Genomic DNA, 13,560 nt, shown 5'->3' with positions numbered 1-13,560 from the left:
CGCTCGAACGCGCTAGCGCTTAAAAAGCGAGATGGTGTGCGAGAGATTAATACCTAGCCAAGCGGACCGCGACCTGAGCCTTCATTGGACAGATGACCTTAGGATATCATCGATGCAGTCAAACGCGGAGGCCAAGGGTTATTTCCATCGCTCGGGCTACCCTCGATGTTGCCGCGACCGTCACCTATATGTGTTCTCGGCAGAGCCATGAATAAGTACCTAGCAACTTTGTTCGCTGTGAGTTTTGGAACTGCGGCAATGGCCGGCGGAAACGGCGACTCGGTTGCTCAAAAGGCAACAAGGAATAGCGAGGCCACAGGTTTGGTACAAATTTCGGTGGGGAAGGGCCCTATCAAGCTTGGCTCCGAGCCGACCCATATTCCATTCGGCGATCGCCCTCTTGCGGATATCAGCGCAGATATAGGGAACGCCGCGAGGGTGTACCTTGTCCTGGAGCATGTCCGCTTTGACCAGCCACCCGGCATTCTGTTCGAGGTGCTCATTGGAGATGAAAGTGCGCTGGGTTCTTACGAGCGTGTTGGTCGCTTCAATCTTTTTGAAACTCGAGAACTTCTAAGTTTTGATATAACAGAGCGATTTCGGTCACTGGTTGCGTCAAACTCGCGGGGCATGCTTGTCGTGACGATACGGCCTGCGGTCGGAGCGCGATCCGAGGCTGCAGCGTCTGGCTCCCCGGAGTGGTCTCGTTTGCATGCCCTCTTGGAGCAGGCTGCCGTTTCTATTGGCGTGATCAGGCTGGACGCCCGGTAATCGCGGGCGCAATGGGCGCATCGGTTTGCGGGTGCGGTTAAGCTGTTGCTGCTCATGGTTGTTCGTGTACTCTCCTCCGGTGCAGCTTCGAGGAGGACGACCATGCCCGTGCTTTCACGCAGAAACTTCATTGCCAGCGGTGCGGCTCTTGCAACAATTCCGCTGCCGGCCTGGGTTCATCAAGCGCACGCACAACCAGCTACCGTCCTGACTCGGTTCGAGGCGACAAGCCCGCAGGGACAGGGAATGCTGGAAAAATATGCCCGAGCCGTCGCCAAGATGATGGCGCAGACACCGGAGGCCAGTCCGTTATCTTGGCTGTTCCAATGGTACACGCACTCGGTCGATCCCACTAAGGGAATGGCGGCAGAGGTCGCGCGGCTTTATTCCGGGGCGCCGCCGAACGATCCGAGCCGGCTTCTCGCGCTCGCGACGTGGAATACATGCCAACCGCATCAGGCGAACGGACTACCACAGCAACAGCGAATGTTCCTCCCATGGCATCGCATGTACGTCTATCTCTTCGAGCGGATCATCCAGAAACAGCTCAACGACGCCACCTTCACGCTTCCATATTGGGACTACACGACCGACGGAAAGAAGGCGATCCCTGAACAGTTTCGCAGACCGAATGATCCTTTGTACAAGGTGCTCTTCCGCGCAAATCGCAACGACGGCTCCATTCCTGGCACGGCCAATGTGAATGGAGGGCAGCCCATCGATCAGGATGCGGATGCGCCGTTAAATCTTGATGCGCTTGCCCGACGGGATTTCGACATAAAAGGTGTCGCGCTCGGTTTTAGCGCTGATGTTGAGAGGGGGATTCACGGCGATGTCCACGTGCTCGTCGGAAACACTTCGAACATGGGCAGCGTGCCATGGGCAGCGCGGGACCCGATCTTCTGGCTCCATCACTGCAACATCGACCGTATGTGGTGGAGTTGGAATAAGGCGGGGCGAAAGAACCCGACCAGTACGAGTTGGCTCGACCAGAGTTTCGCGTTTGCCAACGAAAACAGCAGCCGGGTGGACCCGGTCAACCGTGACTTCGTGGAGCCCGAGGCGATCGAGGACGGTGCCTATACCTACGATCAGCCAGTACCAGTGCCGCCGCTTTCGCCGACGCCGGCTGGAGCTATGGTTGCTGCTTTTGCTCCATCGATCATCGCCCAGCAAGCGCAGCCCGGGCCTGTCAATCTGAGCGGGGCGGCGGTATCAGTGCCTCTCACGACGACTGCCGCGGTGCCGATGAGCGCGCAGATCGCGGCGGGTGGCCAAAACCAGCGAGTCTTCCTGGTCCTGCAAAATCTGCAAGCACACGCCCAGCCCGGGATCCGCTACAACGTCTATCTCGATCCGCCGTCTGGCGCTCCCTCCGGCCCGGCTTCGGGCCCCGTGGGTGCGATCAACTTCTTCGACGCCGTGGGACACGGCGAGCACGGCGGCATGGTACAGTCCGATAAGTTCTACAGCTTTGACGTGACGGACAGGGTCACGGGCGCCGCGGCGGGCAATGGCACTCCTCCGACGGTGCGCATCGCGCCCGCGGGCGCGGCGGCAGCGGACGCGCGGCCAGCGGTCGGGTCGGTTGCCCTCGTACGGCAGTAGTCTAGGCCGTCCTGTCGGCGTGGCCTGGGAGCTCGGCCAATGAACGACGACCGTATCGAGCAACTGATACTCATGTCGCGGCGCAGGTTGCGCGCTCGGGGACCGTCCCTGTCGGCGGCCGCCAGGAGGGTTCTGCGCAAGCTGGACTCGCTGGTGGATGTTCTGCACGAAACGGATCGGCTGCCTGAACTTCGCGCAGCCGTGACCCTGGCGAAGGGCGTTCGCTGCCATGTCATCGATTCGATCCGCGGAGATGGGCCCAAGCTGATTGAGGTGATCAGGCGGGACATTCCAGCTTTTCGGGCGGCATTCCCCGAGCTTGACTTGGTTCCGGTCGTTCATTACCGGCCTGCTTTGGCCCCTCGGCCTGCAGCGCTCTCTGTGGCTACTGATTCTGGAAGCGTAGGTTCGCTTTCTCTCAGGATCGTCGATAGGCTGACGGGACGCCCCGTTCAAAACGCTCAAGTCGTGGCTCTTACGAATTTCGCGACCCGGGAGGGGCGGAATGGCGTATCCGACGAGGACGGACTGGCTCTGCTCGCGTTCGAGACCATGCCGGTGCGGCTTGAGAGGCTCTACGTATACCCGCCACTCGCTGGGTATTGGGGGCTTTTTCAATCCGACTTCGTGCTCGACGATGGAGCGACCCTCTCTTTGCAGCCGATCGATTTGACGCGCGCCGACAGCCTTAGACACTTCTTTCCAAGCGCTAAAGCTGACACCGGTGCCGGCGTCACCGTCGGAGTCATTGATGGTGGTGTCGGGCCTCATGCAGACCTGGTCTGCGAGGGCGACGCGGACAACGGCTCCGGGCATGGCACTCACGTGGCCGGAATCATTGCGAGCCGGGGCACGGCCCCGGCGGGAGTTCGGGGCATTGCCCCGGGCGCTCGGATTCGAAGTTACCGGGCGTTCGGCTCAGCGGGCGGTCTTGCATCCAATTTCTCGGTTGCAAAGGCGATCGACGCCGCGGTTCGTGACGGCTGCGACATCCTCAACATGAGTTTTATTCTTGAAGATGGTGTTGAAGATCCGGCTGTGCGCACCGCGATTGAGGATGCACGCGAAGGCGGGGTGCTACCGGTTGCAGCTACGGGGAACTCGTTTCGCCAAAGCGTGGGATTTCCGGCGCGCGACTCGCTCTGCCTTGCGGTTTCAGCGCTAGGCCGAAGAGGAACCTTTCCGGATGAGTCGGTGGAGGCGGCCGACGTGACGCCGCCGTTTGGTCTTGATTCCGACGACTACATCGCCGCGTTCTCCAACGCGGGCCTCGAGGTGGACCTCACAGCACCGGGGGCTGGCGTGGTCTCAACAGTGCCGGGCGGGTACGGAGTGTTGAGTGGGACCTCGATGGCCTGTCCGGTTGTTAGTGCAATGGCGGCACGGATGCTTGCCCGCAACGCAGACGTCCTCAGCATGCCTCGGAGGTCAGAGCGTTCGACGCGGCTCGCGCAGCTCGTGTTAGGCGCGGCGGCCTCGCTCGGCTTCCCTGCCGATCTGCAGGGGGCTGGGATACCGTATGAAGGAGGCGACGCGTAAGGTGGTCGTTTTTATTCTAAGGCAACGAGGCCCGGGGCCGCTACCCGATCAGGTGGTCGAAGTGGTGAAGAATCACCCTGGCCTTCAAATCATTGAACGCTCGACGAAGATGTTGCGGGTCGAGGGCACCAGCGAAGATTTACAGGCTGTAACGGACGGACAACTTGGGCTGCAATTTTCAGAGGAGCGGCAATATAGCCCCGTGAAGCCGTTCCAGGAATCTGCACGGCCTCCGAGACGCAAGCCTTGATCGTCATTCACGAGGTCAGTCACCCTATCGCGAGACGGCATGCAGCTGTGGCAACAGGCATGAAGGATGGAAGGCTCATACAATAATAAAAAGGCTTTGAACTGGTCATTCGCTTTCGAGATAAGATGCCGTACATCCTCTGCATTTGTCCACCATCCGAACGTACGGGCAGGAGCTCACGACCCTCAGGGCGACGTGTCGGGATCGCGGGCCGCAAAACGATCTCATCATCTCCCTGCAGCCGAGAAGGGAGTCAGACTTTAGAACCCGATCACATATTTCTATTTCGGCTATAAGGAGATGCGAGATGGCGATCACAGCCGACCAAGTTACTTTCGATACGCCGGCGGTTGAGTTTCGGCTTCCAGCGACTGACGGCAAGACTTACGGACTGGACGACCTTGCGGGCCAAAAGGGCACCGTCGTCGCCTTCATCTGCAATCATTGCCCCTACGTCAAAGCGGTGATCGACCGCATGGTTGCGGACGCGCGGGTGCTGATGTCTGAGGGCGTTGGTTTTGTGGCGATTTGTTCGAACGATGCGGCGAACCGTCCCGAAGATTCATTTGAGAATATGCAGCATTTCGCCAAGGCTCATGGTTTCCCATTTCCTTATCTGCACGACGAGACCCAAGCGGTCGCGCGGGCGTATGGAGCGGTGTGTACGCCGGACTTCTTTGGCTACAGCGCCGACCGCAAGCTCAAGTACCGGGGTCGCCTCGACGAAGGCCGCAAAACTGCGCCCCGCGCGGAGGCGCCCCGAGAGCTCGTCGAGGCCATGCGCGCGATTGCGAGGACCGGTGTGGCGCCAGCTGATCAAAATCCGTCCCTTGGCTGCTCGATCAAATGGAAGGATGCATAAGCCGAGCGCTGTCATCGAGCCGCACCAGCTACGCGGTTCGAAGTCAGGCGAGCATAGACATGCCGTCCGCGCGGGTCGCTTTCATACGATTCCAACGTCCGCCTCGCGCTACCAGTTGAAGCGACTCATCGGGTTAATAAGCAAACTAAACTGTGCAACCATTGGGCGAGACGCTCGTCTACAACGTATTCGATTATCCGAACCGTCCCGGGCTCTCCCATCTTGCGCTCAGAGCGAGTCTCAGCTTCATTCAAGCGGCAGGCTGTTTTCAATCGTTTTTTAGTTGGCATGAACCCATGGGAACTGTGATTGGACTACTACCGGTGACGCCTTCGATCGATCAATTCGCTCGGATAATTTCGAATGTTGCTGCCCCGGCATTTCTACTCGGTGCGGTCGCGTCCTTCATCTCCGTCGTGATATCGCGCATCAATCGCGTGATCGACCGATTGCATTTCATCCACAGTATCCCTGATGACGACGTTTCGCGACTTCACTTTCGAAGTGATTTGCCTCGGCTCAGGCGTCGCGCTGTCCTTTTGAACCGATCGCTCTTCTGCTCGATCCTGGCCGCAATCACGACCGCTCTGATCATTTTCGGAGCATTCGTCAGTGCGTTTCTTCATCTCCGGCACGAGTATGGAATCGCGCTCTTGTTCATGGCCGCCATGATCCTGTTCAGTGTTTCATTAGTTGATCTGGCCCGCGAGACCAGACTGGCTCTCCACGAGGTCGACCTTTACCGGTAAGCTGCAATTTGAACTTGGCGGTAGGCATCGCAGCATTCTGAACGCGTTACAATGACCATGTCTCCAAAGACTCGCGCGTCGGCCGAACGAGATGCGGGGGACTGCACGAATGGTCAGTCACTGCATTTGAAGCGGGTCGATCCTCATCCGAGTGCTTCCTGAAAGGAAGCCTACTTCGGAGAGTGAGTCATCTTGCAAGGTCGTCCGGTGTAAGCATCACCGACAGCTTCGAAAACCTGTTCACACTCGATTGCATTGACTTAGATCAAGGCAGTTGTTCGGGCGCTATCATAATCCATCTCGCGCTTTGTTGCTTTGTGGCAGAGGAAACGAAGTTATGACAATGCTTACACACCAGGTTACAGGTTCGCTTCTTGCGGTCCTCCTGTTCACGATTTCCGCATCTCAAGAATCCAAAGCTCAAGCCGGTGCGCTTGCTGCCTGCAAAGCAGACGCGGCCAGAATATGTCCTGGCATAGAGCCAGGCGGTGGCAAAATAATTCAGTGTCTTAAGCAACATAAGGACGACGTGACCATCGGTTGTGCGAAGGAGTTGAAATCGATCAAAGCTAAGATGGGTAAGTGACGGATACGCCGAAATGTCATGGTTCACGAAGGGGAGATGATCCGCAGGCACATGCCCTGACCCCGAAAAAAGTTTGTTGTGCAATTTTGAAAAACTACGATATATATAGTTGAATACGACGATGGACATGCTCCCTCCGTCCGTATTCGCCGCAAGGCGGTTGTGACCCGGTTTCGGGCCACTAGCGTTCCCAAGACTTCCCGCGCTGTTCATCTCGGTGGATGGCGCGGCTTTCTTTGTGATACTCTGGAGAAGAGAATGTCGACAGGTACAGTAAAGTGGTTTAACGGCCAAAAGGGCTATGGATTTATCCAGCCGGATGGTGGCGGCAGTGACGTGTTCGTGCACATCAGCGCTGTTCAGCGCGCCGGGTTGAACAGTCTTGGCGAAGGTCAAAAGGTGTCTTTTGAAGCCAAGACCGATGAGGCGCGTGGTAAGGTGAGCGCGGAGAATTTGTCTCTAAGGTGAGAACAAATCTACGGATGTATTGTACTGAAGGGGCTCGTCGGTTTCAATATTGGACGAGCTTCACCCCCTGGATCGGTTGAATACGCGCATCGGTGAACTCCAAACGCTTTTGTGTCGCATTGGGTAATCGTCACAGCCTGCCGTATTCCAATTGTCTGCGCATGCATTATTGGGGATGGCGAGACATTTGGCACGGGTTGTCGGCTGGCGGTCGCGGAGCTTCTAGTAGATATTAGACGAAACGGGAAAAGCCGACTTCTGTTTTTGCCAAATTGTTCAGGATGACAGATAGAGCGGGTCAGCAGGCGTCTGGTCTGCGATATCTGCTCAGTCGGATCTCGACCTAGATGCCCGACCAGCCAGCCCTTATCTTCTCCTCACACGGTCAGGATCACATTGGATTTACGTGAGAGCATCCTGACGGATTCATTCTTTGGCGAAGTGGCGCTTGCGTCCAACGATCATAGCCCGCTCAGTGCGGACGTTTAACACCGCTGATGGCGGGACACTCCCTTTTCAACGCAGCTTTGGCTGACACGCTTAGCGATAGAAAATTGACGTTACAAATGATAATGTTGGAGACTCATCTTCTGGGCGCATTGAGTGTGAAATGCCGGCCTCATCCAACAGAGCATTACCCTCACTGATTTTGCGGATCGATCTCGATCCAGAGTGCCGCATTGGACCCGGAAAAATTCAGCTCCTTGAAAGCATACAGACTTGCGGCTCAATTTCGGCCGCTGGACGTGCCATGGACATGTCCTACAAGCGCGCGTGGGATCTCGTCGATGAAACAAATCGCATCTGCCGGCAGGCGGCAGTCGCGCGGCAGACCGGCGGCAAGAACGGCGGCGGCGCGGTCCTGACCCCCTTCGGGGTCGCCCTGGTCGCTCGCTATCGCAAGATAGAACGCGATGCCGCCAGCGCGGTCCACAAGGAACTCGAGGCGCTACGAAACGACATCCGGCATCCGAAGAAAAGCATGGAACGAGACAGGGACGTCAAAGCCCGTTGATTTGGCTGCGCTCTGATGCCCGAGCGGTTCAGTTTTCTACCGCACCCCGGACGGCTCACCGCCGTTTTGCATGGCGAGCACGTCGGCACGATCATTCACACTGGCGCACTCAGGTCTGGTTTCAATTCCAGAGTATTGATCTGGTATCGGAAAAACGGGCCGGAGCATTAGCTCCGGCCCGCTTGTATTTGAATGAGTGTGTCGCTGATTTCGAAGCCGCGGCTTTGCCAACGCATCGGTTTCGCTGACATAGCGAAGCGGCAGCTTCATAACGGCATGCAGATTGATGGCGACTAGATCCGTATAATATCGCCACACCGCAGGTCTCCCAAGCGGTCGGACCTTTCGTCAAGTTTCGTCTCTGCGTAGGAGTAGAGGCAGAGCCTTTGGCGTTTAACAAATGCGGAAGCTCTCTCTATCGAGAATCTTACCTTTTGAGGTGCTGTCATTTAGATCGCGGCACGTCATGCTGAGTCAGCGCCGACCTATTGCAAATTAGATTAAAGGGCCGGTCCGCATCCGAAGGTTGCTTAAACCCGTCGCGCAACTTCTCAATTGACTCGCATGATTTTAAAGGTATTCGATATATTCATATGAATATATCATATCCAAATTGAATTCATCATATATTTTAGGAGCGGCATCGGTGGCAGTCGCTGCCCGGACGCTCGATGGGTGAAAGGGAAACTTATGTCCAGAAATGTCTTAAATAATATCGCGCGAGAAGCGGGATACGCCAAAACTCGGCGACTGGTGGAGTTCGGCCACAGCCATCGGCGCTCTTGCTGCAACCTCTGCAGGGGCGGCGACCTGCTTGCCGACAGTCGCGCCGCCCGTTGCCACCATTGCCGTGGCGTCAAATTTCTTCGAGCCTGCAAAAGATTTACGTGCGGACTTCACGGCCTCGAGGCAGCCCGGCTTCGGAAAGGTCATCCGCATCTGTCATGGCTCGACCGGTTCACTCCCTGCAGCAGGACATAGTTCGAGCCGGTGAATTCAACATAGACGTAATCCGGGGTGCCTGACTTGATTGGCGCGATGCCGGGACAGATTTGGGCCTTCGAGAAGGCATTCGGATCGATTCAGGAGTCCCCGCTCAGGATACCATTGGTACTGATCTCCTCGATTTCATGCTGAATAACGTCAGCGGTACCTACTGGCCGACTTTCCTTACTAACCATTGCTACGGCCAGATCTAGCGACGCCTTGTTCCGCGCGACCTGTCCAGACCTGAAAGGCAGACCTTGCCGCGGACTGCGCGGAACTCGAAAGACAAGCCTCTGATAAGGTCGGTGACCGCTCCGGGGTTCTGCAAGACGCGAGGCAGGCGCCAGCCCACAACGGGCTGGCGTTTATGTTTTCAACCATCGCCTTCGAGCGCATCTTTTTCTATCGCACCGTCGACCCGAAAGCCTTCGCTAGCATCAAGGCTCTGGAACTGAAATTGACCCAGCGGCTGTTCGTCGTCGCCTCGGTCGCCTCCAACGCGCCCTATATCGGACTGCTTGGCACCGTGCTCGGCATCATGCTGACCTTTTACACGTTGGGCCTCGATACCTCGATCGACACCAGCAAGATCATGATCGGTCTGGCGCTGGCGTTGAAGGCCACCGCTGCCGGCCTGATCGTCGCGCTGGTCTCGGTGGTGATTTACAACGCGCTTCTGCGCAAGGCGAAAGTGATGATGCTGGAATGGGAGATCGCTCGGGAGAGCGCTCATGGATGAAGAGCCTATCGACACCCTCAACGTCATCCCGTTTGTCGACATCATGCTGGTGTTGCTGACCATCGTGCTGACGACCGCGAGCTTCATCGCCACCGGCCGCATTCCGATCGCGTTGCCGCAGACCGCGCATGCCGAGACCAACAAGCAGAAGGACAAGACGATTGAGCTGGCCGTCGGCGGTGTGATCTATTTTGACGGCGAGCAGGTCACGAAGGACACGCTGACTGAGAAGGCGAAGGACTTGGCGCCGGAGACTTCGTTCCTGATCCGGGCCGACCGTGCGATCCAATTCCAGCAGTTCGTCGACGTCACCGATGTGCTCAAGCAGCTCAAGTTCACCAGGGTCGCGGTGCAGACCCAGAACGCGGCCAAATGACATGATAGCGGGCAGTCGTTTGAGCGTTCATCGTCGTGCGTCGCGAGAGAGATCATGAATCGGGCGCTGAAGTTCACGATCTGGCACGGCATGGCTGTTTCGCTGGCGCTGCATTCGGCGGTGGCGCTGCCGTTTGTCGTGAACAGTTTGACGCCGCCGCCCGACGACGCCGAGATGCTCGTCGTGGAGTTGGAGGGCGAGATTTCCGATACGCAGGTCGAGGAAAAAGTGGCGCAAGCGCCGCCTGACCAGCCGCCGCCGGAGCAACAACCGCCGCCGCCGCCGCAGGAGGAGCCACCGCCCGAGCCGCGGGAGGATGAAGGCGCCAAGCCGCTGGAGCCACAACCGCAGATCTCCGCGCCGCAACCGCCGGCTCCTCCACAGGTGCACCAGGTGAAGGATCCCGATGAACAGCAGAAGGCGCAGATTCTTAAAGCCGAGCGGGATCTCGAGGCGGACCGCATACGCAAATATGTCAAGCGCCTGACCAAGAAGGTCCAGGCCCATCTGGTATATCCAAACGAAGGCCGCGGAGCCGGTCTGCATGGCAATGCGAGGGTGTCCTTCACGCTCGCTCCCAGCGGGCAGATCAAGCCCGGCACGCTGGCGATCGCGGAAAGCAGCGGCCAGTCGAAGCTCGATGCCAGCGCGCTCGCAACCGTCCGCGCCAGCGCACCCTTCGAACCGCCGCCAAGCGAGATGAATGTTGCCTTCGTCGTCGGTTACGGGAAGAAGAACTAGGTAGCCTACCAGGCCCTTGGACTAGCAAGGCCACAAGTGAAAGGTGATCGTTGGCTCTAACCCATTCGATCTGAACCCTGCATAATTTTCAACTCGAGTCGGTAGAAGCAAAAGCCTGAGCGATTCTTCCCCGTCAATAAGCTGATGAGAATGGTCGCTTCGTTCCCGAGGCGTCCTCTGAGACTTTTTTTATTTAAACCGGTACGGATGATCGCGACGGCGTCTCTGATCCTGCTCGGTCTTGCGTGTGTCTGGCTCGCATGGATTGACCTGCGCGAAGGCATTATTCCCGACTGGCTCAATCTGCTGATTGCCGCGATCGGTTTGGTGCGGATGGCGGCGCTCGCGGGCTGGGTGCCCGCGGTCGCTATGCTTTGCGAGGGCGTCGTTATCGGCGCAATGGTCTGGCTGTTGCGTTGGCTCTATTTCAAGTGGCGCAAGTTTCAGGGACTTGGACTCGGCGACGTCAAGTTGCTCGCAGCTTCCGCCGTTTGGATCGGCATTGTCGGCATACCGACTCAGCTTCTGATCGCCTCGGGCACCGCGCTTGCGGCGGCCGGACTCATGAGGCTTTCGAAGCGGCCGGTAACGCGGTTAACGGCGCTGCCGTTTGGTCCGTTTCTCGCGTTCGGTCTGCTTGCGGTAATCCTTCTGCAGCAACAAGGCTGACCGTTTCCGGAAACGGTTGTATTCCAATTTAACGCGGAGATTTCGGCTGAGACCGCGGCAGGTTGTCGGCACGTGCCTTCGTGGTCGCGGCGGCGGCGTTTGCGGGCGGTTGCGCGCTTGCTTTAACAGTCCCCGGTTGCGGCAGGCTCAGGATCGCGCTCTGATCGCCGTGTGTCAGCGTTACCTTGCGGCCTTGCACCGAGCGCAGCTTCCAGCCCTGGAAATCGTCGCCGATTTTCAGGCGGAGAGACGCGCGAGTCTCGGAGTTAATAAAAACGCCCAAACTCGTATCCTCGCCAACCACCGTTCCGACCAGCGACAATTGCGGGCTTTCCGCACGGGGTGGTGGAGGGGGCGCTTTCGCTTTCGCATCTGCCGGAGATGCCACGGCGGCCCGGGCTGGTCGGCGCGTTTGCGAGAAGACCGGTCGCTCGCGCGTATGGGTGAGTGTTGCGAGCGGGATAGCCCAAAGCGGATTGGCGCTCGGCGTGCGCTCCTCCTTCGCTTGAGGAGGTGGCGGCGGCCGCACCACCGTCGGCGCTGACGGAGCAGGCTGATCCCAGAGCGAGCGCGCTGAGGATGCGTTGTCCCGGCGCGGCTTATCCAGATCAATGTCGTCGACGTCCGATTGCAACGCGCGAGTCGAAGCCGGAATACCAAACCCCAGCAAAAGCAGCGTGAGTATCACGGCGATTTTGCGCGGCGACGTCATTTTGCGCCTCGCCATTGTCCGGATAACGGCATCCCTCTGCTTGACGAAATCCAGGGGTTTGGAGACGCTTTCGCGCACCAGCGCAAGAAAGGCACCCGCACTGAATTGATCATTTTCATCCGTCCGCAGATCATCCGCGACGGCACCGATGCGCATCACGTCGCAGAGGAACTGCGCACGAAATTGCGCGGCAGTGTGGGAGCGAGCATTGATGACCTTCGCGTTCGCACCGTCCACTAATATTGTGACGCGTGGGCCAAAGCCGTCGCAGCGATTGGCTTTGGTGGCGAGCTTCGTTCTGTTCGCCTGCTGTCTCATGCCGCTGCGAGCCGCCTCGGCTGATGCGCTAACGCGCGCTAACGCGGCCTATTCACGGGGTGATTATGTCAGCGCTGTCCGGATACTGACGCCGCTGGCCCTGCGGAACAATGCCAAAGCGCAGGTCCTTCTTGGCTTTATGTACGAAAACGGCTACGGCGCGCCGCAGGCCTATGACGCCGCAGTTGATCTATACTTCGACGCGGCGATCCAGGGTAATCCATTCGGGCAGGGCATGCTGGGTTTGATGTATGACAAAGGCCACGGCGTGCCGCGGGATGTCGTGCTGGCCTATAAATGGCTGAATCTGGCGGCTGCCCACGCTCCACGGCGCGAGCGCGACTACTACCTGCGACTGCGAAACGCCGTGGCGTCCAAAATGTCGCCTGCTCAGATTCACGAGGGTCAGCGTCTCGCGCTGATCTGGGCACCGGGACGATTGTAAGCCAAGACTCTCAATCATTTTAGGAAGGAGGCGAATGCACGATCCGCCATTCGTATCTCGTTTGAGCTTGGCTATATTGGACGCGCGAGGACTGCATCTATCTGACTCGCGAGATCCGTGCGTTCGGCCGGAGTCGGATCTTTTGGCGTGGTATCGTTATGTCATGTTGCCGCCACGCGATGATTGAACAGGGTGATGAGCGGTTCACCCGGCAACTGCCGACCTTCTTCTATTCTGCCGCCGAAAAAATAGATACCGGCCCACAGGCATTTGCTGTTGGGCCGGCGCGGTCTTTAGAAGAAGAAGCTGGTCTGGAGATAGCCGTAGAAGGTGTCGGCTGTGGCAGGCGCGTTGGGGGCGGTCTGCAGGAATCTGCCTTTGATCAGGTAGGTGACGCCGGTATCCATCAGCCAGGCGTCCGGGATGAGCCAGTACCGCAGGCGAGTCTCGATCTGCTGGCCGGCGAAGTTGCCGGATCGGCCGGTACGGTCCCGTACCCCTGTGGTGGCGAAGGAGTCGGTCGCGTCCGCCAGGAAGAGCGGGCGGTAGGTGACGAAGGCATCCCAGATCGGGCTCGGCGTGACCTCCAATCGTATGCCCGGCGAGATCAGGTTGGACCGCTGCACCGCGCCGTAAAGGCTGGTCGGACCGTATTCCCAGCGCCGGGCGCCGAACAGGGTATCGAAACGGGTGAAGGTGGCAGGGTTGGCGCTGTCGCCGCTGGC

The 13,560-nt window shown here is 58.4% G+C and carries 17 protein-coding genes and 1 pseudogene; 15 read left to right on the top strand and 3 right to left on the bottom strand.

From position 1 onward, the window contains the following. Nucleotides 1–207: 207 nt before the first annotated feature. The 9 genes from AC1RT6_RS09935 to AC1RT6_RS09895 all read left to right on the top strand — a co-directional run bounded on the left by AC1RT6_RS09935 (nucleotide 208) and on the right by AC1RT6_RS09895 (nucleotide 7,848). Nucleotides 208–771: a hypothetical protein gene (locus AC1RT6_RS09935; RefSeq protein WP_472790327.1), complete on the top strand. Its 564-nt coding sequence runs from the start codon at nucleotides 208–210 to the stop codon at nucleotides 769–771. A 102-nt stretch (nucleotides 772–873) separates the two neighbouring features. Beyond that, nucleotides 874–2,379 carry a tyrosinase family protein gene (locus tag AC1RT6_RS09930; RefSeq protein WP_158081496.1) on the top strand — a complete coding sequence of 502 codons (1,506 nt, stop codon included), beginning with the start codon at nucleotides 874–876 and terminating at the stop codon, nucleotides 2,377–2,379. Between the two features lie 39 nt (nucleotides 2,380–2,418). Then, entirely contained in the window at nucleotides 2,419–3,918 is a 1,500-nt protein-coding gene (locus tag AC1RT6_RS09925; protein ID WP_079445807.1) for a S8 family peptidase, read from the top strand. Next, nucleotides 3,899–4,168, top strand: coding sequence for a hypothetical protein (locus AC1RT6_RS09920; protein WP_079445808.1), 270 nt, complete (start codon nucleotides 3,899–3,901; stop codon nucleotides 4,166–4,168). Before AC1RT6_RS09925 ends, AC1RT6_RS09920 begins: the two co-directional genes overlap by 20 nt. A gap of 307 nt (nucleotides 4,169–4,475) precedes the next feature. Further along, on the top strand, nucleotides 4,476–5,030 hold the full coding sequence (locus AC1RT6_RS09915) for a thioredoxin family protein (RefSeq protein ID WP_079445809.1): 555 nt from the start codon (nucleotides 4,476–4,478) through the stop codon (nucleotides 5,028–5,030). 296 nt (nucleotides 5,031–5,326) lie between these two features. Next, entirely contained in the window at nucleotides 5,327–5,779 is a 453-nt protein-coding gene (locus tag AC1RT6_RS09910) for a DUF2721 domain-containing protein (RefSeq protein ID WP_079445820.1), read from the top strand. Nucleotides 5,780–6,116: 337 nt separating this feature from the next. Beyond that, on the top strand, nucleotides 6,117–6,365 hold the full coding sequence (locus AC1RT6_RS09905; RefSeq protein WP_079445810.1) for a hypothetical protein: 249 nt from the start codon (nucleotides 6,117–6,119) through the stop codon (nucleotides 6,363–6,365). A 258-nt stretch (nucleotides 6,366–6,623) separates the two neighbouring features. Further along, nucleotides 6,624–6,833, top strand: a complete 210-nt coding sequence (locus tag AC1RT6_RS09900) for a cold-shock protein (protein WP_079445811.1) — start codon at nucleotides 6,624–6,626, stop codon at nucleotides 6,831–6,833. Nucleotides 6,834–7,443: 610 nt separating this feature from the next. Further along, the gene (locus AC1RT6_RS09895) at nucleotides 7,444–7,848 is read left to right on the top strand and encodes a winged helix-turn-helix domain-containing protein (RefSeq protein WP_079445812.1); all 405 of its coding nucleotides are present in this window, start codon (nucleotides 7,444–7,446) and stop codon (nucleotides 7,846–7,848) included. 705 nt (nucleotides 7,849–8,553) lie between these two features. Here AC1RT6_RS09895 and AC1RT6_RS09890 read toward each other — a convergent pair. Then, entirely contained in the window at nucleotides 8,554–8,787 is a 234-nt protein-coding gene (locus AC1RT6_RS09890; RefSeq protein ID WP_079445813.1) for a hypothetical protein, read from the bottom strand. A gap of 415 nt (nucleotides 8,788–9,202) precedes the next feature. Between AC1RT6_RS09890 and AC1RT6_RS09885 the strand changes: the two genes are divergently transcribed. The 4 genes from AC1RT6_RS09885 to AC1RT6_RS09870 all read left to right on the top strand — a co-directional run bounded on the left by AC1RT6_RS09885 (nucleotide 9,203) and on the right by AC1RT6_RS09870 (nucleotide 11,360). Further along, on the top strand, nucleotides 9,203–9,574 hold the full coding sequence (locus tag AC1RT6_RS09885) for a MotA/TolQ/ExbB proton channel family protein (RefSeq protein ID WP_079445814.1): 372 nt from the start codon (nucleotides 9,203–9,205) through the stop codon (nucleotides 9,572–9,574). Beyond that, nucleotides 9,567–9,950, top strand: a complete 384-nt coding sequence (locus AC1RT6_RS09880; RefSeq protein ID WP_079445815.1) for an ExbD/TolR family protein — start codon at nucleotides 9,567–9,569, stop codon at nucleotides 9,948–9,950. The genes AC1RT6_RS09885 and AC1RT6_RS09880 overlap by 8 nt, the downstream gene beginning before the upstream one ends. 54 nt (nucleotides 9,951–10,004) lie before the next feature. Continuing rightward, nucleotides 10,005–10,691: an energy transducer TonB gene (locus tag AC1RT6_RS09875; RefSeq protein ID WP_472790319.1), complete on the top strand. Its 687-nt coding sequence runs from the start codon at nucleotides 10,005–10,007 to the stop codon at nucleotides 10,689–10,691. Between the two features lie 207 nt (nucleotides 10,692–10,898). Next, complete coding sequence (locus AC1RT6_RS09870) at nucleotides 10,899–11,360, top strand: prepilin peptidase (RefSeq protein ID WP_079445817.1); 462 nt, start codon at nucleotides 10,899–10,901, stop codon at nucleotides 11,358–11,360. Nucleotides 11,361–11,388: 28 nt separating this feature from the next. Here AC1RT6_RS09870 and AC1RT6_RS09865 read toward each other — a convergent pair whose 3' ends face one another. Then, complete coding sequence (locus AC1RT6_RS09865; RefSeq protein ID WP_079445821.1) at nucleotides 11,389–11,994, bottom strand: hypothetical protein; 606 nt, start codon at nucleotides 11,992–11,994, stop codon at nucleotides 11,389–11,391. A 102-nt stretch (nucleotides 11,995–12,096) separates the two neighbouring features. On the opposite strand from AC1RT6_RS09865, the pseudogene AC1RT6_RS09860 reads away from it, so the two are divergent. Both AC1RT6_RS09860 and AC1RT6_RS09855 read left to right on the top strand, forming a co-directional pair. Then, nucleotides 12,097–12,312 (top strand): annotated as a pseudogene (locus AC1RT6_RS09860) (secretin GspD/PilQ domain-containing protein); the annotation flags it as partial. Next, nucleotides 12,284–12,835 carry a tetratricopeptide repeat protein gene (locus AC1RT6_RS09855; RefSeq protein WP_472790316.1) on the top strand — a complete coding sequence of 184 codons (552 nt, stop codon included), beginning with the start codon at nucleotides 12,284–12,286 and terminating at the stop codon, nucleotides 12,833–12,835. The pseudogene AC1RT6_RS09860 and the gene AC1RT6_RS09855, both read left to right, overlap by 29 nt. A 293-nt stretch (nucleotides 12,836–13,128) precedes the next feature. On the opposite strand, the gene AC1RT6_RS09850 is transcribed toward AC1RT6_RS09855, so the two are convergent. Beyond that, on the bottom strand, nucleotides 13,129–13,560 hold a 432-nt coding region (locus AC1RT6_RS09850), incomplete at its 5' end, for an alginate export family protein (RefSeq protein WP_493029480.1).

Source organism: Nitrobacter sp. MLSD-S21 (genome assembly GCF_058809865.1).
This window is presented reverse-complemented; position numbering and strand designations above follow the sequence as displayed.